General features: G+C 74.6%; 14 protein-coding genes. 5 read left to right on the top strand and 9 right to left on the bottom strand.

The annotated features are described in order from the left end of the window. The first annotated feature begins 52 nt into the window (after positions 1 to 52). The gene (locus tag IE182_RS01700) at positions 53 to 1,111 is read left to right on the top strand and encodes a polyprenyl synthetase family protein (protein WP_190107779.1); all 1,059 of its coding nucleotides are present in this window, start codon (positions 53 to 55) and stop codon (positions 1,109 to 1,111) included. Positions 1,112 to 1,141: 30 nt separating this feature from the next. Here IE182_RS01700 and IE182_RS01695 read toward each other — a convergent pair whose 3' ends face one another. The 3 genes from IE182_RS01695 to IE182_RS01685 form a co-directional block, all read right to left on the bottom strand. Continuing rightward, positions 1,142 to 1,702: an RDD family protein gene (locus tag IE182_RS01695; protein ID WP_190107778.1), complete on the bottom strand. Its 561-nt coding sequence runs from the start codon at positions 1,700 to 1,702 to the stop codon at positions 1,142 to 1,144. Between the two features lie 146 nt (positions 1,703 to 1,848). Continuing rightward, the gene (locus IE182_RS01690; RefSeq protein ID WP_229844500.1) at positions 1,849 to 3,138 is read right to left on the bottom strand and encodes an MFS transporter; all 1,290 of its coding nucleotides are present in this window, start codon (positions 3,136 to 3,138) and stop codon (positions 1,849 to 1,851) included. 84 nt (positions 3,139 to 3,222) lie between these two features. Continuing rightward, complete coding sequence (locus IE182_RS01685; protein WP_190107776.1) at positions 3,223 to 4,467, bottom strand: alpha/beta hydrolase; 1,245 nt, start codon at positions 4,465 to 4,467, stop codon at positions 3,223 to 3,225. Positions 4,468 to 4,663: 196 nt separating this feature from the next. Here IE182_RS01685 and IE182_RS01680 point away from each other — a divergent pair, with 196 nt between their 5' ends. Further along, positions 4,664 to 5,236 (top strand): GNAT family N-acetyltransferase, encoded by a 573-nt coding sequence (locus IE182_RS01680; RefSeq protein ID WP_190107775.1) that lies wholly within the window; start codon positions 4,664 to 4,666, stop codon positions 5,234 to 5,236. Here the strand turns inward: IE182_RS01680 and IE182_RS01675 are convergent. Further along, entirely contained in the window at positions 5,214 to 5,441 is a 228-nt protein-coding gene (locus IE182_RS01675; RefSeq protein ID WP_190107774.1) for a hypothetical protein, read from the bottom strand. The genes IE182_RS01680 and IE182_RS01675 overlap by 23 nt on opposite strands. A gap of 177 nt (positions 5,442 to 5,618) precedes the next feature. On the opposite strand from IE182_RS01675, the gene IE182_RS01670 reads away from it, so the two are divergent. From IE182_RS01670 to IE182_RS01660, 3 genes are all read left to right on the top strand, one after another. After that, on the top strand, positions 5,619 to 6,833 hold the full coding sequence (locus tag IE182_RS01670) for a sensor histidine kinase (protein ID WP_229844499.1): 1,215 nt from the start codon (positions 5,619 to 5,621) through the stop codon (positions 6,831 to 6,833). Next, positions 6,830 to 7,558 carry a response regulator transcription factor gene (locus tag IE182_RS01665; protein WP_190107773.1) on the top strand — a complete coding sequence of 243 codons (729 nt, stop codon included), beginning with the start codon at positions 6,830 to 6,832 and terminating at the stop codon, positions 7,556 to 7,558. Before IE182_RS01670 ends, IE182_RS01665 begins: the two co-directional genes overlap by 4 nt. 276 nt (positions 7,559 to 7,834) lie before the next feature. Next, on the top strand, positions 7,835 to 9,973 hold the full coding sequence (locus IE182_RS01660; protein ID WP_229844498.1) for a PIG-L family deacetylase: 2,139 nt from the start codon (positions 7,835 to 7,837) through the stop codon (positions 9,971 to 9,973). 73 nt (positions 9,974 to 10,046) lie between these two features. Here the strand turns inward: IE182_RS01660 and IE182_RS01655 are convergent, their stop codons facing one another. From IE182_RS01655 to IE182_RS32385, 5 genes are all read right to left on the bottom strand, one after another. Further along, positions 10,047 to 11,684, bottom strand: coding sequence for a GMC oxidoreductase (locus IE182_RS01655; RefSeq protein WP_190107771.1), 1,638 nt, complete (start codon positions 11,682 to 11,684; stop codon positions 10,047 to 10,049). Between the two features lie 102 nt (positions 11,685 to 11,786). Then, positions 11,787 to 13,043, bottom strand: a complete 1,257-nt coding sequence (locus IE182_RS01650; protein ID WP_229844497.1) for a cytochrome P450 — start codon at positions 13,041 to 13,043, stop codon at positions 11,787 to 11,789. 137 nt (positions 13,044 to 13,180) lie between these two features. Continuing rightward, the gene (locus tag IE182_RS01645) at positions 13,181 to 15,940 is read right to left on the bottom strand and encodes a helix-turn-helix transcriptional regulator (RefSeq protein ID WP_190107770.1); all 2,760 of its coding nucleotides are present in this window, start codon (positions 15,938 to 15,940) and stop codon (positions 13,181 to 13,183) included. Beyond that, on the bottom strand, positions 15,937 to 18,705 hold the full coding sequence (locus tag IE182_RS01640) for an AAA family ATPase (RefSeq protein WP_190107769.1): 2,769 nt from the start codon (positions 18,703 to 18,705) through the stop codon (positions 15,937 to 15,939). The genes IE182_RS01645 and IE182_RS01640 overlap by 4 nt, the downstream gene beginning before the upstream one ends. Beyond that, on the bottom strand, positions 18,702 to 21,560 hold the full coding sequence (locus tag IE182_RS32385) for a helix-turn-helix transcriptional regulator (RefSeq protein ID WP_190107768.1): 2,859 nt from the start codon (positions 21,558 to 21,560) through the stop codon (positions 18,702 to 18,704). Before IE182_RS32385 ends, IE182_RS01640 begins: the two co-directional genes overlap by 4 nt. Between the last annotated feature and the right edge of the window lie 78 nt (positions 21,561 to 21,638).

Genomic DNA, 21,638 nt, shown 5'->3' with positions numbered 1-21,638 from the left:
CACGGCAGCCCCGTACACCGACGCATCCGCCACCGGACGAGAGAGACCCGCCATGACGTCACAGACCGGCCTGCAGGCGGCCCGGGTCTCCCCGCAGCACGTTCTCGACCGCTGCCGGGAGCTGACCGATCCGGCCCTGAGGACCGCGGTGCACGGCCTGCACCCGTGGCCGCGGCGGATGGCCTCGTACGCGCTGGGCTGGTGCGACGCCGACGGCACACCGCAGGCAGCCGGCGGCGGCAAAGGGGTGCGCAGGGCCCTGGCCGTCCTGGGGGCCGAGGCGGTGGGCGCGCCCGCGGCGGCCGGCGTCGCGGCGGCGGTCGCGGTCGAGCTGGTGCACGCCTTCTCGCTGGTGCATGACGACATCATGGACGGCGACGAGCGGCGGCGGCACCGGCAGAGCACGTGGAAGGCGTTCGGCACCGGCCCTGCGGTGCTGGCCGGGGACGCGCTGTTCGCGCTCGCGGTGGAGACGCTGGCCGACGCGGAGGGCAGCGGCGGTGCGGCGGCCGTCCGGCGGTTGACCGGCGTGCTCCGGGAGCTGATGGCCGGTCAGGCGGACGACCTCCTCTTCGAGACCCGGCCGTGGGTGGGCCCGGATGCGGTGGGGAGGTCCGAGTACGAGGTCATGGCGGCCGGCAAGACCGGTTCCCTGATCGGCTGTGCGCTGACCCTGGGGCCGGTGCTCGCCGGGGCTCCGGGCGGCGCGGTGGACGCGCTCGCCGGGGCCGGACGGCACTTGGGGGCGGCGTTCCAGGCCGTGGACGACCTGCTGGGGATCTGGGGCGACCCGGACCTCACCGGGAAGCCGGTCCATGCCGACCTGTTGCGCGGGAAGAAGACCCTGCCGGTGCTCGCGGCCCTGGCCACGGACACCCCGGCCGCGCGTCGGCTCGCCGGACTGCTGGGCCCGGGGACTCCGCTGGATCCCGCCGCGGCCCGCCGGGCGGCCCGGCTCGTCGAGGAGGCGGGGGGCCGGGACGTCGCCCTGGCGGAGGCCCGCCGCCGTGCGGCCGCCGCGCGCGCGTGCCTGTACGGGGCACCGCTCGGGGCGGCCGCGACGGACGAACTCGTCGCGCTCTGCGGGTTCCTGGTGGACCGGAGGCTGTGACGGCCGCGGGTCCCGCTCAGCGAGCGGTCCTCACGTGCGGTTGACGACCACGCTGCTGACGGCCTTGTCGTGGAAGCACTGGCGGTACGGCTTGTCCCAGCAGCAGGACAGGGCGTTGATCGGGCCGGCGAGCGGAACGAATCCGATCAGCAGGTAGACCGCCCAGCGGCCGAATGCGGCGCCGAAGGAGAGGTTCTGGCCGTCGGAGAGCCGGGCGACGCGCAGGCCGCAGATGCGCTTTCCGAAGGTGCCCCCGTGCTGCGAGACCATGTAGGGCTCGTAGAAGAGGAACACGCCTGCCATGCCGATGATGTCGATGGCGAGGCCGACGCCCGCGGCCGCACCGCCGGCCTGGCCGAGGAGGGCGCCGATCAGGCTGAGGGCGAGCACGGCCAGGATGATGAAGAGCACGTCGAGCAGTCGGGCGCCGAGGCGGGCGCCCTGGTTGGCGAGGGCCTGCTCGGGCGGCCCGGACGGGCCGCCCATCGGGGGCATGCCGGGCTGGTAGTACTGCGGCGGCGGAGCGGGGTAGCCGTAAGGGGCCGGACCACCGGGCTGCGGGCCACCGGGCTGTTGCTGGTAATAACTCACACAACCGATCCAATAGGAGATGCCACCGATCACACAAATCGGTTTCACGTCCGCAAGTGATTGATGGCAAACGGTTATGCAGGGTGACTGTCCGGAGCATGCCGTTTCAGTGAGCGCCACTCCATTACTGATTACACGTCAGGTACTTATTCCGCTACGGACTGCGCTGCGGGACTTTTCCGTGGATTTCCGGCGGGAACAGACCCGGCGTGTGGGCGGCCGCGGACGGCCGCTCCGCCCATCTGCTTCCATTCCGGCCGGAGGGCGGCCAGGTTGGTCGTGCAGAAGTAGGCCACCGCACCCGCCAGGAGCACCGGCGTCAGGCCGGCCGACGCCACGGCCGCTCCCGCGAGCAGCCCGCCGAGCGGGATGCCGGCCCATGCGACCGAGTCGCCCAGCGCACGGACCCGGCCCAGGAGGTGCCGTGGAACGCGTTCGAAGGAGACCGCGCCCAGGATCGGGTTGAGGAAGCCGCCGCCGAAGCCGGAGACGGCGAACACCACCGCCACGGCCCATGTCGGGGCGCCGGAGGCGAGGATCAGCCAGCGTGGCGCTCCGGCCAGGAGGAACCCGGCGAAGAACACGAGGCGGCGCGGCAACCGGTGGGCCACCGCGGCGGCTATGAGGCTGCCGCAGACCGAGGCGATGCCGGCGACGCTGCCCGTCAGGCCGATCGCCGCCGGGCCGCCACCGCTCTCGCGGGCCCAGACCGGCACCAGGACGGCCGCGAAGGCGGCGTCGAGGAGGTTGGTGACGCAGACCATGACGATGATGGTGAGCAGCAAGGGGTCGCCGCGCAGGAAGGTGAAGCCCTCGCCCAGCCGGCGCCAGTAGCCGCCGGGCGCGGCTTCCTGCCCGGCGTGGTCGGTGACGGGCCTCCCCATGCCGGGCGGCAGGGCCAGCGCAATGATCAGCGAACCGAGTGCGAAGCCGGCCGCGTTGACGACGAGACCGGCCAGGGGGCCGGTCAGGGCGACCAGGGCCCCGCCGGCCGCGGGACCGACGGTGGCGGCGAGCCGCTCGGTGACGCCCGCCAGTCCCGTCGCCCGCTCCAGCGGCACCCGGCTGAGATCGGCCGCCTCCGGAACCATGATCTCCTTGGCCAGGTCGCCGGGCCCGCGCACCGCCCCCACCACCGCGACCAGGGTCAGCAACAGCCAGAAGGGCAGCGCGTCCAGGCTGTGCGCCAGGGGGACGAGCAGGACGGCCAGGGCGCTGACCAGATCCGTGACCCAGGAGACGGCCCGTGGTCCGACGCGATCGACCAGCGGGCCCGAAAGGGCCTTCACCAGCACATAAGGGGTCATTTCACAGAAGGCGACCAGGCCGGTCAGGGTCGCGCTGCCCGTCGTGACGAGGACGAACCACGGCAGGGCGATCGCCGAGACGCGCGTACCGGTCAGGGAGACGGCGGTGGCGGCCAGCACACCGGCCAACGGACGGAGGCTGCGTCTGCCGGACACGGCAGTCACCGCAGTCACCGCCCTTCCGGTGCAGTGGCGTTCACGACGGTTGCTTGCTCATCGGGGTCGGTCATGGCCGTCACGGTAGATCGCGGAACGATCTTCGCCTATGGGTTTTCCGGGCGTCCGGCGGTGGGCGGTTCGCGGCTGGCGGGCGCCTGCCGGGGTGCCCAGGGTGATGGCGGCGAAGGAGCGCAGGGACGCGGTGCCGGGGGTGAAGTAGTCGCTGTGGCCGTGCGATCCGTCGGAGGGGACGGTCCGGGCGCCGAACCCGGCCGAGGTGGGGTCGGCGCCGTGGCCGAGGCCGAAGAGGCGGACGTTGGGCACCTTGCCGATCCAGTCCGCGCCGTTGCGGCGCGTCGCCCATATCCGGGCCCCGGTGTGCAGGTCGGCGGCGGAGTCGGCGCGCATGCCGGGGCTGCCGAGGACGACGAGGTCGGCGACCTCGCTGCCGTCCAGGCCGTGGACCGCCAAGCCGCACAGGACCGAGCCGTAGCTGTGGCAGAAGAGGGCGGGCGGTGCCGCCGGGGCGAGTGCGGCAAGGCCCGACAGGAAGCGGTCCAGCTGCTCGGCGCCGGATTCCGCGAGGCGTCCGGTGGCGGCGTCGAGGCCGACGCCCACGGGTGTGGTGTAGCCCGCCCATGCGATCACGGCCGTCGGGGTGCCCGGGGCCTGCCGGGCCGTCTCGGCGAGCAGGGAACGGGCCATCCCGGCGGGGGTGCCGTAGTGGTCCTTCGTCCGGTCGAAGGAGTCCAGGTCGATGTCCGAGCCGGGCACGACGACCGCGGTGCGCCGGGCCGCCGCCAGGTCGCCGTGGACCTCGGCGAGCCGGCCCCGCCCGCGGGGGTCGAAGGCGAGGATCTGCCGGCCCGGCGCCAGCAGCCGGGCGCAGCGTCCGGCGCGTTCGCCGGCCCGTTCGCGCTCGTGGGCGGGGAGGGCGGGGTCGGCCGCCCTGGCCCGCTGCAGGTCGCGCTCGGCACCGACGGCGCGCCGGTTGGCCGCGTAGCGCAGCGGCAGAGGGGCGCCGTCGAAGTTGCCCACGATCAGCGGGTGACGGGCCGCCAGTTCCTGCTGCTGCCGGTCGTCGAGGGTGGCGAAGAAACGGGCCACCCCGGCCGGGGACGCGGTGGCCGGATCCGGGAGCGGGCGGTGGAGGGAGCCGTCCGCGCGCCAGGCCGCGGCGGCGCCGGCCGGCGGGCCGGTCACCACGGTCTGCTCGCCTCCGACGGCCCAGCCGGCCGTGCCTGCCATCACGGTCGTGGCGAGCGCGACGGCGGCCAGGGTGCGCTTGAAGCGACGCATGGACGGTTTCCCCTCATGGTGGTGCAGTGACGAGGGGGACCGTAGGGAGGGGATGGGTGACGGTACGTCACCCCACGGAGCCAACCACGAGGTCATACCGGGGTATGACGGGTACCGACCGGCCGGGCCGGAGACGGGTGTTCATCTGCGTGTGCAACTCCTGAGCCCGCTGGGACGGCAGGGCTAGGGTGGGGAGATGTTCACTGCATTTCGCTCCTATGTCATTGCTCCGGGCTTTCTCCTGCGCCCGGCGACGCCGGACGACGCGGACGGCCTCGCCGTGGCCTACCGGCGCAACCGGGAACATCTGCGGCCGTGGGAGCCCTTCCGGGACGAGGCGTTCTTCACGACGGACGGGCAGACGGACCGGCTGCGCAACCTGGCCGAGCTGCGGCGGACCGGGCGGGCGATGCCCTGGTTGCTGGTGGCCGACGAGGGACAGGGCGATGTGGTGGGCGTGGTGAACGTGACCAACGTCGTGCAGGGTCCGCTCCTCAGCGCCACCCTCGGCTACTGGATCGCGGCCGACCACACGGGCAAGGGCCTGGCCCCGTCCGCCGTGACGGCGGTGTGCCGGGACGCCGACGAGCACCTGGGCCTGCACCGGATCGAAGCGGGGACCGTGACCTCCAACACCGCCTCGCAGCGGGTGCTGACCAAGTGCGGATTCGAGCTGATCGGCAAGGCCCCGAACTACCTGCACATCCACGGGGCTTGGCGGGACCACTTCCTCTTCCAGAAGATCCTCAACGATCGCGTGCCCGACTGAGGTCCCGGGCTCCGGAGTCCGCGGCCACCACCAGCGTCACGCCCAGCACCACCAGCACGGCGTTCGCATATATCTCGTAGCCGTGCAGAAAGCCCGCGTACCGCACGAGCGCCCAAGAGCGGAACCAGCCGGTGGCCCAGTGGAGAATGCCGGCGAGACCCTGCAGGACGAGAAGGCCCCCGAGACCTTCGAGAAGTTTCCTCATGCGAGCCATCGTCGTCCGCCGGCCCCGGCCCGGGCATCGGCCGGAAGACGGCACGATGCCGCCGGAAGGAGAGGAAGAACCGGGCGCCTTGATGCCAAAGTCTCGACCTCGGCAACTTTGGTCGCGAGCACCGGCCCGACGGGCCGGCGGCGGCGTTCCGGTCAGTAGATTTGCGGCGTGACCAGGAACCGCAGTGGCGAGGCCGCCGCCCGGGGCATCGGCCTCGCGGGCCGGGCCCGGCGCACGGTGCGCGACTGGGCCGTCGACGTCCTCTGCCTCACCGCGGCTGCGCTGGTGGGGCTGCTGGCCGCGGCGGCGCTGCGCACCGATCCGCACACCTCCGGGGCCGTCCTCCTCGCCGATCAGATCGTCGGCGCCGCCGCGTGCGCGGCGCTGTGGGTGCGCCGGCGCCGGCCGGTGGGGCTGGCCGTGACACTGATCGCAGTGAGCACGGTCACACCGCCGTCCGCGGGCGCGATGCTGGTGGCGCTGTTCACCGTGGCGGTGCACCGCCCCTTCACGGTGACCGCCTGGGTGGGCGGGGCCGCGCTGCTGTGCGCCGTGGTCTCGGCCGCCGTGCGTCCCGACCCCGACCTGACGTTCGCGGTCTCGGCGATCACGGGCGTGCTGATGGCGCTGACCGCGATCGGCTGGGGCATGTTCGTCCGCTCCCGGCGTCAGCTGCTGCTGTCGCTGCGCGAACGGGCCCAGCGGGCCGAGGCCGAGGCGGGGCTGCGCGCCGAGCGGGCGCAACGGCTGGCCCGGGAGCGGATCGCCCGGGAGATGCACGACGTGCTGGCGCACCGGCTGTCGTTGCTCTGCGTGCACGCGGGGGCCCTGGAGTTCCGGGCCGACGCCTCCCCGGTGGAGGTGGCCCGGACCGCCGGCGTCATCCGCTCCAGCGCACATCAGGCGTTGCAGGAGCTGCGGGAGGTGATCGGTGTGCTGCGTGCCCCCACGGTGGCCGACGCCGGTGATCCGGGCCGGCCTCAGCCGACGCTCGCGGCGCTGGGGGGACTGGTGGAGGAGTCCCGTCAGGCGGGCGCGGCGGTCGTGCTCGACCAGCGGGTCGCCGACCCCGCGGCGGTGCCGGACGTCGCGGGCCGCACGGTCTACCGCATCGTCCAGGAGGGCCTGACCAACGCCCGTAAGCACGCGCCCGGTTCGGAGGTCACGGTTGTCGTCGAAGGTTCCCCGGAACGGGGGTTGACGGTCGAGGTGAGGAACCCCGCAAGCGTGGTGGTGGCGGACGGTCCGGCGGCGGTGCCGGGGGCGGGGCAGGGCCTGATCGGCCTGGCCGAGCGCGCCGCGCTGGCGGGCGGCCGCCTGGAGCACGGCCCGGACCCCGGCGGAGGTTTCCGCCTCCGCGGCTGGATACCGTGGCGGCCATGAACGCACCACTCCCACCACCGCCTCCCGCCGGCCTCGGGGACGGGCAGGAGCCGCAGTGCCCGCCGATCCGTGTGCTCCTCGTCGACGACGATCCGCTCGTCCGGGCCGGGTTGTCGTTCATGCTGGGCGGGCTGTCGGACATCCGGATCGTGGGCGAGGCGGCGGACGGCTCGGAGGTGGCCGCGCTCGTCGACCGGCACACCCCCGACGTGGTGTTGATGGACCTCCGCATGCCATCGCTGGACGGGCTGGCCGCCACCGAGCAGCTGCGCGGGCGCGAGCGGGCGCCGGAGGTGATCGTCCTGACCACGTTCCACGCGGACGAGCAGGTGCTGCGGGCGCTGCGCGCCGGGGCGGCGGGCTTCGTGCTCAAGGACACGCCGCCCGCCGAGATCGTGGAAGCCGTGCGCCGGGTGGCGGCCGGTGTCCCCGTGCTCTCCCCCGGTGTGACCCGGCAGCTGATCGCCCGGGTCACGGACCGGGCGCAGGACGAGCGGGGCGGCCGGGCGCGCGAGCGGCTGGCGCTGCTGGGCGGCCGGGAGCGGGAGGTCGCGGTGGCCGTGGGGCGCGGGCAGTCCAATGCGGACATCGCCGCGTCCCTCTATCTGAGCGTGGCGACGGTCAAGGCGCACGTCTCGCGCATCCTGACCAAGCTCGGTCTCAACAACCGGGTGCAGATCGCCCTGCTCGTCCACGACGCCGGGGAGATCCCGGACGACGTCTGAGGTCCCGGCCGCGGGTCCGGGTCGCGCTCACGGTGACCCACCGTAGTGCCCCGGGCGCACCGGGCATCGCCTTGCCCGATCGCCTCGGAATCTATGCCTCGCCGTGGCATGGCTGTTACACGACCGCAGGGAAACGGCGGGTTGCGGATCATAAGATCGAAGTCTTGATCAGCGGGGCGATCGATGGTAGTCGCCCCCGTTTTCGTGCACTACCGCGCTCACTTGGCGCAGGGGATGGGAGACACGCCTGTGCCAGGGCGAATATCGCGTCGGCGCATGCTCCAGGTGGCGGGCGGCGGCTTGATCGCCGGAACGGGCGCGGTGGGCGCCTGGCAGTGGCTGGCCCCGGGCGCGGAGAAGGACGACAGCTCCGGGCGGTTCACGGCGAGCCCTGCGCGGGCCGCGGTGTCCGAGTCGTACGTCCACATCATGGCGCACGCCGACGACTCGCTGTACTTCATGAACCCGGAGCTGGAGCAGGCCATACGCAGTGGCGCACCGGCCGTGACGGTGTGCATGACCGGGGGCGAGTCCGACGGCCGCAACGCCCTCAGCCGCAGCCCCGGTTACGCGCAGCTGCCGGAGAAGCGCCCCGAGTTCGTGCGCGCCCGGATCAACGGCCTGCGGGAGGCGACCGCCCACATGGCCACCGGCGACTGGCTGAGCCCGTGGACGGTGGAGAAGACGTCCCTCGTGCCCGGCTTCGAGGTCGAGCTGCAGACGCTCAAGGCCGCCCCCCAGGTCCAGTTGATCTTCATGGAGCTGGTCGAGGCACGGGTCATGCGCGCGCCGCGCAAGGACAGTCTGCGCGGGCTGTGGCTCGGCGCGACCCCGACCCTCACCACGCTCGTGCCCGCCGCCAGCCCCGTCGAGCGCACCTTCCAGTACAGCCGGCAGCAGGTCGTCGACTCCCTCACCGCCGTGCTGGAGCGCTTCCAGCCGACGGTCGTGCGGACTCTCGACCCGAACCCGACGCATCTGCCGAAGCAGCCGCAGTACGCCGGTACCCCGTCCGTCCTGGAGGGCATAGCCCGGCACGACCACCAGGACCACACGGCCTCCGCCCACTTCGCGCAGGCCGCCCTGGCCCAGTACTGGGGCCGCAAGCACGCGCGGCCCACGGCCGTGGACAGCTACGTCGGCTACGAGGTGGCCCTGCTGCCCAACAGCCTCGACAAGGCCACCACCGCCCACAAGATCGAGATCCTCGACATCTACGGCTGGGCCGACGGCAGGGACTGCGGCGACCCGGCCGGCTGCGGCGACCGGAAGGTGGGCAACCGCTCGAAGGACACCCGCTGGTCCGACAATCTCCGCCACCGGGCCACCGGCACCCAGCGGTGGGTGCAGCCGCTTCCGGACGGCCGGCTGGCCGCCTTCGCGATCCTGGACGGCCGGGCGCAGTGCTGGGTCGAGACCAGGGCCGGCAGCGGCGTGTGGTCCAAGCCGGTCCCGGCCGGCGGTTCCCTGCTGGAGGGCCAGCTGCAGGCGCTGCGCCACGCGGACGGGAGCGTGCAGCTGTTCTCGGTGCGGACGGTCCTGCCGGCGCCCGGCACGGCGCACCGGCGCGAGGTCGTCACGGCGTCGCAGACCGGACGGCTGCCCGGTGGCGCGCCGTCGTTCGGCTCCTGGGAGTCCCTCGGCTCGCCCGAGGAGGACCCCGAGCGGTCGATGGAGGTGGGCTATCCCGTCGCGGTCACCGGCCAGGACGGGACCGTGCACGTCTTCGTCAAGAACTGGGCGGGCGGCGTGAGTTGGCGCTCCCGCTCGGGCGGCGGGGACTGGACGGAGTGGGAGGAGCTGGGCACGGAGCCGGACCGGCCCGTGCGGATCGAGGACGGGCTGGACGTCGCGCTGGACGGCAAGGGCCGTGTGCACGTCGTCGCGGCCGACGCCAAGACGGTCCACCACTGGATGTCCGCGGGGCCGGGCACGGTACCGGAGCCGGCCGCCGCGACCCGGTTGCCGGCCGCCACGGGTCCGCTGACGCTGGTGGCGCTGCCCGGCGGCGGTATGCGCCTGGCCATGCGCCGGCCGACGACGTCGCAGGTGGTCATCGCGGACCGGCAGGCCGAGGGCGGCTGGCGCGTGACGTCCCAGGGCGAGTCCATCGGCGGCTACGGCCGGGTGGCGCTGGCCCAGGCCGGCAACACCACGGTGCTGGCCGCCCGGGACGACAAGGGCCGGATGCGGCTGTCCGCGGGTGCCGGCCGGCCGGGCCCCTGGCAGGAGGAGGGCGTGCCGCACCGCGGAACGGCGGGCATCGCCCAGGACGCCAAGGGCCGCCCGGTGGTCGTCGTCCTCGGCATGGACGGCCGGCTCAGCAGTGCGCGGGGCAGGGGCACCGGCCGGTCGGCCTTCACCGACTGGATCGCGCACGACGGCAGCGCCCTCAGCGAGCTGCAGGATTCCTAGCCCCAGGATCGATCACAACAACACGGGAATTCCGCCGTCCCGCCCGGGTGTCCCCCGGGCGGGACGGCCTGTGTCACTTCGCGGAAATGTCCTGCTGGATGACGCGCTCCATGTTCCGCTCGGCCAGTGCCGTGATGGTCACGAAGGGGTTCACGCCGATGGAGCCGGGAATCAGGGAACCGTCGGTCACATAAAGGTTCTTGTATCCGGAGACCCGGCCGTAAAGGTCCGTGGCCTTGCCCAGGACGCAGCCGCCGAGCGGGTGGTAGCAGAAGTCGTCGGCGAAATTCTTGAGCTTGCTGCCGAAGAGGTCGTAACGGTACATCGTGGTGTTGGCCTTGTTGATGCGGTCGAAGAGCGACTTCGCGGCATTGACGGCGGGGGTGTTCTGGTCCCGGGTCCAGCGCAGCGTCGCCCGGTCGGTGGCCTTGTCGTAGACGAACGTGCCGCGCTCGGGGTTCTTGGTGATCGCCAGGTAGAGGCTGACCCAGGTCTCCAGGCCGGCCGGCATGGGGGCGATCTCCGCGAAGACGGGGGCGGCCGGGTTGTCCCAGTCATCGATGCCGAGCGCAGGGATGGACGACTGCTTGGCGCCGGTGGGGTTCCACATGTGGTTGGCGCGGGCGGTCATGATGTTGCCGTTCGGACCCCAGCCGGCGCCGACCTCACCGCTGAGGTCGGGCAGCGCACCGGTGTCGCGGGCGCGCAGCAGCAGTTCGGTGGAGCCGAGGCTGCCGGCACCGAGGAAGAGGTACGTGCAGGTGATCTCCTTGGTGGCGATCTGCTTGCCGTAGGCGTCGGTCTCCTCGATGGTCAGCACGTACGAGCCGTCCCGCTGCCGGCCGATGGTCTTGACCTTGTGCATCGTGCGGATGGCGACCTTGCCGGTGCCGAGGGCGGCGGCCAGGTAGGTCTTGTCCAGGCTCATCTTGCCGTGGTTGTTGCCGTAGATGACCTCGGTGGCCAGCGCGGACTTGGGGACCTCGCCGGCCGCCTCGCGGCGCATGTAGTCCCAGTCGTAGACGTTGGGGACGAACGTGGTGCCCAGGCCCGCCTTGCCGGCCTGCTCGCGCGAGACGCGGGCGAACTTGTACCACTCGGTGTCCTCGAACCACTTCTTGTCGATGTGGTTGACGCGCAGGACGGAGTTGGCGCGCGGGAAGTACCGGTCGTACATCTCCGCGGCGTCGACGCGCGGCAGGACCTCCTCGAAGTAGGAGCGCTTGGGCACCACGGCCATGCCGCCGTTGACCAGGGAGCCGCCGCCGACGCCGCGGCCGACGTAGACGGACATCTGGTCGAAGTTGACGCGGTCCAGGACACCGGCGTAGGGGGTGATGTTCTTGTTGACCACGTCGAGCCAGAGGAAGGAGCCGAGCGGGGCCTCGGTGCGGCTCTTGAACCAGGTGGAGCGCTCGTCCGGCTTGAGCATGTTGGGGAAGATGTTGCCGTCGGCCCCCGGCTTGTCCCACTGCTGCCCCATTTCGAGCATCAGCGTCTGCACGCCCGCCTCGCCGAGCCGCAGGGCGGCGACGGCCGCCCCGTAGCCGGTGCCGATCACCACGGCGGGCACGAAGGAGCCGTTCTCGCCCTGGCCGGCGGCGTGCGCGCGGGGGGCCGCGGTGATGGTGGTCGCTCCGCTGAGGGCGGCGGCGCCGAGGGCCGCGAGGCCGAGCAGCCGGCGGCGCGACAGGTGCTGGTTCTCTACCACGGTGGTGTACCTGACCTTTCGGATACTGCTGGTGGCCGCTGTGACGTGCGGCGTGACGAACCGGGTTGGTCTGAAGGGGGTCGCGCGGGGCGGGCGTTGCCGCTACCAGGCGACCGGCAGCCGGTGGACGCCGTGCACCGGGGCGTCCTGCCGGAGGGGGATCTGGTCCGCGGGCACGGCCGGACGCAGTCCTGGGAAGCGGTCCAGGAGCGCGGTGAGGCCGGCGTCCAGGGCGATGCGGGCCAGGGGGCCGCCGAGGCACTGGTGGGCGCCGTGACCGAAGGCGAGGTGGCCGGTGGTGTCGCGGGTGAGGTCGAGCAGGTCGGGGGCGGGGAAGCGGCGCGGGTCGCGGTTGGCGGCGGCGAGGGAGACCACGACCACCTCTCCGGCCCGGACGGTGGTGCCGCCGATCTGCACGTCCTCGCGGGCGGCCCTGGTGGGGCCGTGGTCGACGACGCTGACGTAGCGCAGCAGCTCCTCGACGGCGCGGTCGGTCCGCCGGCGGCCCGTACCCAGCGCGGTGAGCCGGCCGGGCCGGTCGAGGAGCGCGAGGATGCCGAGGCCGAGCTGGTGGGCGGTGGTCTCGTGGCCGGCCGGCAGCAGCAGGAAGGCCACGGCGGCCAGTTCGTCGTCGGTGAGGGCGGGGTCGGCGCCGATCAGGCCGCTGAGGAGGTCGTCGGCGGGGTGGGCGCGGCGGAGCCGGACCAGCCGGTGCAGGCAGGCGGTGAGGGAGGCGCCGGCGCCGGTGAGGTCCTCGGCGGAGGTGCCGGAGCCGCTCCATACGGCGGCGTCCTGCCGGAACCGTTCCCGTTCGCCTTCGGGCACGCCGAGGAGTTCGCAGAGCAGCAGGGCGGGCAGGGGCAGGGCGTAGTGCTCCATCAGGTCGGCCGGGGAGCCCGCGCGTTCCATCGCGTCGAGGAGCTCGCCGGTGATCTCCTCGGCCCGCTCGGCGAGGCGGCGCATGCGGTGCTCGGTGAACTGGGCGGCGAGCAGCCTGCGGTACCGCTGGTGCGCGGGGGCCGTGGACGCGCCCGGCGTTCCGGGCCGGGCCGGCGGGTGTTCCGGCAGGGTGGCGGCGCGCGGCACGGCCGGGTGCGTGGCGTCGGCCCGGGCGGTGAAGCGGGCGTCGGCCAGTACGGTGCGGGCGGTGGAGTGTGCGGTGGCCAGCCAGCCGGGACGGCCGTCGGGAAAGCACACCCGGGTGAGCGCCTCGTTCCCGCACAAGGAATGCATCGCGGCCGGCGGGTCGAAAAGGCTGTCGCGAGCAGTGGGGAAGGCCACCGGCACGCCCTGGGTCATGTCCCGCCTTTCAGGGGTGACGCCGCCCGCGACGTCACGGTCGGGGACGGCGCGTTTCACCTACTCACAAGCCGTTCACGGTGGCCGGACAACGATGTCGGCACCTGTGAAATGACGGTATGGAGAGCCTGAGAAGGCTGTCAACGAATCCGATTACCCGCGGCACTAACCCTGTGGGCGTCACCCCCGAGGTTCGGTTACCCGCGGTAAGTCGAGGGCTTCGGTTCGGTTCGGTCCGGCAGCAGGTGCACCAGCGCGGCGAGCTGGGAGCGGCCGGCGACATTCAGCTTCCGATAGGCGTGGGTGAGGTGTTTTTCCACCGCGCGGGAACTCACCTCCAGCCACTCGGCGATGTCCTTGTTGGAGGCCCCGTGCGCGGCGAGCCCGGCCACCCGGCGCTCGGTGGGGGTCAGCAGGGCGACGGCGGCCGAGGCCGTGGAACTGGCGAAGTTCTGCAGCTCCCGCCCGGCCCCCTCGGCGAGCCAGGACGCGCCGCAGTCGAGGGCCTGGTCGAGGGCCAGGCGCAGTTGCGGCTCGGCCTCGGCCAGCCCGGCCCGCAGCAGCCGCCGGCCGAGCAGCAGGGAGGTCCTGGCCCGCTCCACGCCGTTGGGGGACTTCTCCAGCGTGGCCGCGGACTCGCGCAGCAGCCCGAGTCCCTCCGCGCCGCCCGTCAGCGCTCCCTTGACGCGCTGGGCGCGGCCGATGGCGACGGGGGTGCCCCAGGCCACGGCCCGGGTGTACTCCTCCTCGATCAGGTCGTGGGCCCGGTCGGTGTCGCCCATGCGGTAGTGCAGTCCGGCGGCCCAGGCGCGCCAGGGGAAGACGGCGGGGTTGCGCCAGTCGGCCCGCTCGGCCGAGCGGCCCCAGTCGAGGAAGTACTCCAGCGCGGTGGGCAGATCGCCGCGCTGCGCGGCGGACGAGCCGCGGATGAGCTGCAGGGAGGAGGGCCGGTAGCCGTGGTCGGCGCCCTCGCGGCGGAAGGCCAGCAGGCGCCGGGACAGTTCGGCGTCGCGGCTCTCGATGGCGAGCAGGACGAGGGCGGTCATCCCCTGGAGGGTGGCCCAGTCGGCCGCCCCCAGCCGCAGCGCCTCGTCGGCGGCGGCCCGGGCCTCGGCGATCCGGCCCTGGGCGAGCCTCACATGGGTGAGTTCGACGGCCACCACGGCCTGCGGGACGGTGCTGTTGTCGCGACGGGCCCGGTCGCGGGCGGTCGTCAGCCAGGGGCCTATCGCGTCCAGGGAGTCCGCGGCGATGAGGGTGTGGATCAGCAGCGGAAGGGCGGTGTGGGTGTGCTCGGGGGACGCGGGCTCGTGCTGCAGGACGCGGTTGGCCAGCGGTGCGACCTCCGCGGCGGACATGCTCTGCGACATGGTGACGCCGTGCAGCAGGACGGTGATCAGCTCCCGCTCGGCGGCGGTGTCCATCGACGGGGCGGGGCCCAGGGCGCGCAGGCGGTCGGCGCACAGGGGCAGTTGGCCCGGTCCGATGACGGCGACGTGGCGCAGTCTGGCCTCCAGGCGCAGGGCCAGTTCCCGGTCGTCGCCGGTGAGCCGCTCGGGGGCGCCGAGTTCGGCGGCGAGCCCGGTGACCGCTTCGACGGTGGGCCGCGGGCAGCTGCCGAGCAGGGACGGCGGGATACGGACGGCGGCCTTGGCCCGCTGCACGGCCGAGGGGAGCAGCAGCAGGGCCTGGGAGACGTGCCGGATCGCGGCGGGCGGGTCGAAGGCCCGCTCGATGGTGGCCAGGTCGACGAGCAGGGCGGCCCGTTCGGTGCCGGACGGGGCGCTGCCGAGGAGGGCCCGGCGCAGGTAGCGGGCGGCGTCCTCGGGGGCGCCGCGCCGCAGGGCGGCGCTCGCGGCGGCCCGCAGGACCTCTACCGCCCAGCCGTCCTGGCAGGAGGTCGCGGCGAGCAGCTGGGCGGCGGCCCGTTCGGCCGGGTGGCCTCCGCTGTGCAGCAGGAGGGCGGCGTAGACGTGGATGTCCTCCTGTTCCGCGGGCGTCATCAGCTCCTCGACGGCGTCGCGCACGGCCGGGTGGGCGAAGCGGAGCTCGGGCCCTCCGGTGAGCAGCCCGAGCCGGTGCAGCCCCCGGGCGGCCTCCTCGCGGCCGGTGTCGTCCAGGCCGGCGAGGCGGCCGACGAGTTCGGGGGCGCGGCCGTCGTCGAGGACGGCCAGAGCCTTGGCCAGGTCCTGGACGGGCCCGGGCTGGGAGCGCAGCGCCACGGTGAGGCGGTCGCGCAGGGCGGGCAGGGGGGCGGCGCGGACGGTGTGCGCCTGGGCCACGACGGGTTCGCCGTCGGCGGCGAGCGCGGTCAGGGTCGCGGTGAGGAACATCGGGTGGCCGCCGGTGGCCTCGTGGCAGGCGGCGGCGTACTCGGGGTCGGCCGGGCGGCCGAACGCGGCGGCGACCAAAGCGGCGGTGCCGGCGGGGGTGAGGGGGCCGGGGCGCAGGACGTGGGCGGCGCGGTCGGTGATGTCGTGGATGCGGGGCTCCTCGGCACCCGGCTCGCCCTCGCGGAGGGCGACGACGACGGTGACGCGCAGCCCGGTCAGCCGCTTGACGAGGTGGCCGAGCCAGCGCAGGGAGGGACCGTCGGCCCATTGGAGATCGTCGACCACCATGAGCAGCGGTCTGTGGGTGCTGCGGTCGGTGACGAGCGTGAGGAGCTCGCCGTACGGGTCGTGGCCGGGCGGGTCCAGGAGGGCGCCGGGCCGCAGCGGGTCCAGGAGCTGGCCGGCCACGCCGTAGGCGAAGTCCCGTTCGAGGACGGCGCCACTCGCGGTCAGTGCCTGGGTGCCGCGGCGTTCGGCGAGGGCGGGCAGGGCGCGCAGCAGGGCGCTCTTGCCCGTGCCCATGCCGCCGGTGACGGCCAGCAGTGATCCTGCGCCTGCGTCGGCGGCCTCCAGGGCCGCCGTGATGACGTCCAGCTCGCGCCGCCGGTCGAGCAGGGGTGTCATGACTTCTCCCTCGGTACGCGCCCCAGCGCGTCGGCCAGCTCCGGGCGTCCTTGGATGCCCAATTTGCGGTAGACCTTCGTCAGATGCAGTTCGACGGTGCGCGGCGTCACCGACAGCTCGGCCGCGATGGTGCGGTTGGCGAGCCCCTGGACGGCCAGGTTCGCGACGCGCAGCTCGGCGCCGGTGAGCCCGCCACGGGGTGCGGGGCCGCGGTCGGCGGCGGGAGCGTCCGCGGTGGCGGGACGTTCGGGGCCGGCCGGCCCGTCGGCCGCCGGGGCGCGGCTGCGCAGCAGGGGTGCGATGGTGTCCGTGCCGGAGAGCGGTGCCGTGGCCAGGGTGGTGAGGGCCTGCCGGTACTGCCAGCCGGCCGGTGCGGCGGGGTCGGCCGGGGGGCCGGGTTCGCCGATCTCGCCGGATTCGCCGGTGGCGAGGAGGGTGCGGGTGACGGCATAGGGCGCGCCCCAGGCGAGCGCGAGCCGGCGTTCCTCGGCCATGAGGAAGGCGGCGGCGGTGTCGTGCGGGTCGTCGCCGCGGGCTGTGGCGGCGGCCGAGCGCCAGGGCAGCAGGGCGGGGTTGGCCACCTGCCGGGTGAGCAGGAGGCGGCCGCATTCGAGCAGGTCCGCCAGGGCCCGGTCGCGGCGGCCGGTGGCCAGGTGGGTGCGGCCGCGGGCGAAGAGCAGGTACGCCCAGCCGATGCTGCCCTCGGCGCAGCCGGCGCGGGCGAGCCCGATGGATCGCTCGGCGCCGTCGAGGTTGCCGCTCTGCAGGTAGATCAGGGTTTTCAGGGCGACGAGCAGGGAGGTCGTGCTGGGGTGCCAGCAGTGCGGTGGCATCAGTTCCTGGGCCCGGTCCAGGGCCCGGGACGCCTCGGCGGGCCGTCCTTCGTGCAGCCGGGCGAGGGCCGTGGTGACGAGCGTGGCGCCGGCCACGGCACGGGCGTCGGCGTGTTCGGCGCGCAGGAGCACGGTGTCCAGGCCGGCGTGGGCCTCGGCGAAGTCGCCGGTGAGGACGAGGGCGTGGCAGGCGGTGACCTGGGCGGCCAGCGGGGTGGTGTCCGCCGCGGACGGGGCGAGGGCGGCGCGGGCCAGTTGGCGGGTGCGGGTGATGTCGTGGCCGCTCAGCGCGGCGCGCCAGGCGGCGACGGCGGCCTCGGCGGGGTGGGCGGGGCGGTCGGGGAGCGCGGGCACGGGGGGCCGGTCGAGGGGGTGGGTGGTGTCGGGCTGGACGTGTTCGGAGAGCCAGTACAGGGCGCGCAGCGCCCCGCGTTCGGGTTCGCGGAGCTCGTTGCGGGCGGCGAGGTCGGCGATGAGGGGCCGGGCGGCGGCGACGTCGCCGCGGGCCACGAACAGGTCGGCGGCGCGGACCCAGGCCGGGCCGGCGGTGGCGTCGGCGGGGGTGAGCAGGGCCTGGCGCAGGTGCCGGTCGGCGGCCTCGGGCGCGGAGGGGAGGACGGCCGCGGCGAGTTCGGTGAGGGTGCGCACGCGCAGGTGGGGGGCCATGGGTTCGCGCAGGGCGCGCTGGAGCAGGCGGGCCGCTTCGGCGGGCCGGCGGGTGGCGCGGTGGCGGGCGGCCTCCCGGCGCAGGACGTCCACCGCCCATGCGGCTCCGAGGACGCGGGCGCCCAGCAGCATGCCGGCCAGGGCGGCGTCGGGGAGGGCGGCGCGGTGGGCGTGTTCGGCGGCGCGGGCGTAGAGCTCCTCGCGGCGGTCGGAGCTCATCCGCGCCAGGACGACGTCGGCCGCCTTGGGCTCGCGGAAGGCGGGGCGGTCGCCGCCGGTCAGCAGGCCGGTGCCGGACAGGAGTTCCAGGGCGCGCCGGGTGCCGACGGTCCGGGGCTCGGCCACGGCGCCGAGCAGGTCGCAGGTGGCGTCCTGGCCGCAGACGGCGACGGCGCGCAGGACGTCGAGCAGTTCTCCCGGGAGCGTGGTGAGCGTCCTGACGGCGCGTTCCCTGATGGCTTCGACGGCGCTGTCGCCGAGCTGCGGGAGGTGGTCCGCGCGCGGTGCCCAGCCGTGGCGCGCGAAGCGGCCGGCCACCGCGCGCAGCACGGCGGGGTTGCCGTCGGTGGCGCGGGCGGCGGCGTCCCGGAAGGCGGGGTCGACCGGTGTGCGGAGCGTGGCGGCGAGCACGGCGTCCACGCCGTCGGCGGACAGCGGGGCGAGGTGGAGGGTGTGCCGGGTGACGGCCGTTCCGTCGTCCACGGCGCGCGGCCGGAGGTGGTCGTCGGGGCCGGCCGGGGTGGCTCCGCTGCGTGCGGTCAGCAGCATCAGCGGGGTGCCGGGCAGCCGGCGGGCCAGGGCGCGCAGCCAGCGCAGGGAGTGGGGGTCGGCCCAGTGGACGTCGTCGACGACGATCATCAGGGGGTGGGTGCGGGCGGCGGTGAGGAAGGCGTGGCACAGGGCGGCGGTGTGGTCGGCGTCGTCCTGTCCGGGTGCGAGGGGCAGGGCGATGCCGGTGGGGTCGATGGCCGTGGTCAGCTGGGCGGCGACGCCGTAGCGCAGCCGGGTCTCCTCCCAGGACGCCTGGGCGGCGGCGACGCGTACGCCGGCGTCGCAGGCGAGTTCGGCGGCTCGCTCCAGCAGGGCGCTGCGGCCGGTCCCGGGGGTGCCGTGGACCTCGGCGAGTGCCGGGCGTCCGGCGTGCAGCGAGGTGAGCAGGTCGGTCAGGAGCCGCTGTTCCGCGTCGCGTTCGACGAGCGGTGGGGCGGTGGGCGGGTCCACCGGGGGGCGTCGGGGCGGGCGTTCGTCCGTCACCTGTGGTGTCACCCGGCCCTCCGTACGGCCCGGCCGCCGTGGTCGGTGGCGGCGGGGGCGCGGCGGGGGCCGGGGGCGCCCAGCTGACGGGGGAGGTCGGCCCGGCCGCGCACGTCGAGCTTGCGGTAGACGTTGGTCAGGTGCATCTCGACGGTGCGGGGGGTGATGAACAGGGCTTCGGCGATCTCCCTGTTGCTGATGCCGCCCTTGGCGAGGGTGGCGATCCGGCGTTCGCTGTCGGTGAGCGAGTCGAGCGGGCTGACGGCGATCTGGGACATGCGGCCGCCGGCGGTCAGCAGCTGGGTGCGGGCGACGGCGCTGAGCGCGTGGTAGCCGCAGCGGGTGGCCAGTTCGATGGCCTGCCGCAGGTGCTGCCGGGCCGCCCGGGCGTCGCCGCGGGCGAGCAGTTCGTGGCCGAGCTGGTAGGTGGCCTTGGCATGTTCGAGGCGGGCGGGCGAGTCGGCGAGGACGTCCACGGCCTCGGCGAGCCGGTCCACCCGCACCCTTCCCTCGGCGACGACGGCGGCGGCGATCAGGCCGATGCCGTGGGCGCGCGGGGTGCCCCAGCGCCGGATGTGCGGCTCGACGCTCTCGACGACGGCCGCGGCGTCGCCGGTGCGCCCCATGCGGACGAGGGTGGTGGTGGCGGGCAGCCACCAGGGGGCGAGGACGGGGTTGGTGACGCCGGCCTCCTCCAGGCTCCGTCCGCAGCGCAGCCACAGCTCCAGCGCGCCGTCGAGGTCACCGAGTTCCCGCTGGATGCGGCCCTGGACGTAGAGGTAGTGGTGCCACTCCCAGATGTGCCGGTCGGCGCCCCCGCGGCCGACGTGGTCGAGGATGCCGGCGGCTTCCCGCGCCTTGCCCTGGGAGAGCAGGACGGTGCTCAGGGCGATGTGCGGCATGGGGGAGCCTGCGGTGCGTTCGCTGTGGTCCGCGATGTCGACGGCGGCCCGGGCGTCGGCGGCGGCGCCGGTGACGTCGCCGGTGCCGTACAGGAGGAGGGAGCGGCCGGCCAGTGCGGCGACGTGCGTGTGGGGCTCGTAGTGGGTGCGGCTGCCGGAGAGCGCCCGTTCCAGGCCGGCCAGCGACTCGTCCACCTCGTCGGCGAGGCCGAGGACGACGGAGGCGCCCAGCACCCACCAGCTGGAGGGCGCGGTCTCCTCGACGCGCAGGGAGCGGCGGGCCAGCGCGGCCGCCTCGTGGGCGGGTCTGCCGTCCAGCGCCGCGTAGGTGCTCATGGCGGCCAGCAGCCGGCGTTCGGCGGGGCTGTCGCCGTGCGGTACGGGCCAGGAGCGGGCCCGCTCGCGGGCCGTGGCCATGACCGCCTTCTCGTTGACGGCGGTGACCAGGAACGCGGATTCGACGCCGGTGCGCAGCTCGCGTTCGGCGGGGGCGGGGTCGGCGCCCAGCTCGGTGTGCAGGCCGTCGAGGACGCGCCCGAGGGCGCGGACGGCCTCGGGGGCGCGGCCGGTGTGGAGGGCGGCCAGGCCGTACTCGACGGCGATGGGTGCCCGGTCGAGGGGGCCGGTGGCGGCGTCGAGGGCCTCGCGCAGGTGCCACAGGGCCATGGCGGGGGCGATGCGGGCGCAGGCCCGGGCGAGTTCGACGCGGATGTCCCGGCGCTGAGCCTCGGTGCCGGCGGCCAGGGCGCGTTGCAGGTAGCGGACCGCGGCCTCGGCGGCGGCGCGGCCGGGGGCCTCCGTGGCGGCGTCGCGCAGCACGTCGAGCATCCAGGGCTCGTCGAGCTCGGCCAGCAGCACGAGTTGTTCGGCGACCTCGGCGGCGGGCCGTCCGGTGTCGTTGAGGATGCGGGCGGCGCGGGCGCGCAGCTCCTCCAGCTCCGGTGCGGGCAGGTCGGCGAGGACGGCCGTCCGCACCGGGTCGCACATGGTCTCGGGCTCGCCGGGGACGATGACCTCGTTGCGGCGCAGGGCGTCCATGGCGGCCGTCATCCGGGTGCCGGTGACCCCGGAGAGCGCGGTGAGCAGGTCGGTGTCGACGCTGCCGAGGACGGCCAGGGCCCGGGCCACCCTGCGCACCGGGCGGGGCTGGCCGGCCAGGTGGGCGGGGACGGCGGAGGCGGCGACGGCCTCGCCGGCGGCGGCGAGCCGGTGCACTCCCGAGGCGTCGGGGCGGACCCCGGCCTCGCGCAGTCCGTCGAGGAGCCGGTGCAGCAGCTGGGGGTTGCCGCCGGTGATCTCGGCGCAGCGGCCGACGAACCGTTCGTCGGGCGTTCCGCCGAGGACGTGGGCGATCAGGCGGGCGGTGGCGCCGTCGCCGATCGGCCCGAGCTCCAGGAGGGTGCAGCGGTCCTGGGCGAGCATCTCGGCGAGCACGGGGGTGCCGGGCCCGTCGCAGTCGGTGCGCTGGGACATGAGCAGGAGCAGCGGGCGGGCGGCGGTCCTGCGCAGGACGAAGTCCAGGCACTTCAGGGAGGTTTCGTCGCACCACTGGGCATCGTCGACCACGAGCGCAAGGGGACCTTCGGCCATGAGGGCCAGGGCCTGTGCGTGGACGCGGCGGTGGGCGGCGTAGCCGTCGAGGGCACGGGCGGCGGGGGTGTCGGCCGCGGTGCGCAGGGCGGCGGCTCCCGGCCCTAACAGGGCGCGTATGCCGCGGGCTTCGCCGGTGGCCCGGTCACCGGGCAGACCGGCGTGGTGACGGACAGTGAAGCCTGCGGGGTGCAGGCGGTCGCTGACGGCGCTCAGCAGGGAGCTCCTGCCGATGCCTGCGGGGCCGCGCAGGAGGACCGCATGAGCGGTCCCCTCGCGGGCGCGCGCAGCGAGCCGCATCAGGCCGCTCAGCTCGACGGAACGGCCGGCCAGGCGTTGGGGACCGCCCTGACCTGCATCGAAGGTGACCGCCACGGCGTTCCTCTTTCATGAAGCCACACTCGACCTCTGACGACCGACGTGCTGACGGACGGCCCGGGGAGAGGCCGACTT

Source organism: Streptomyces cinnamoneus, from assembly GCF_014650495.1.
In the GTDB taxonomy this organism is placed as follows: domain Bacteria; phylum Actinomycetota; class Actinomycetes; order Streptomycetales; family Streptomycetaceae; genus Streptomyces; species Streptomyces cinnamoneus.
Note: the sequence above shows the minus strand (reverse complement) of the source record. Positions and strands in the feature narration are given on the sequence as shown.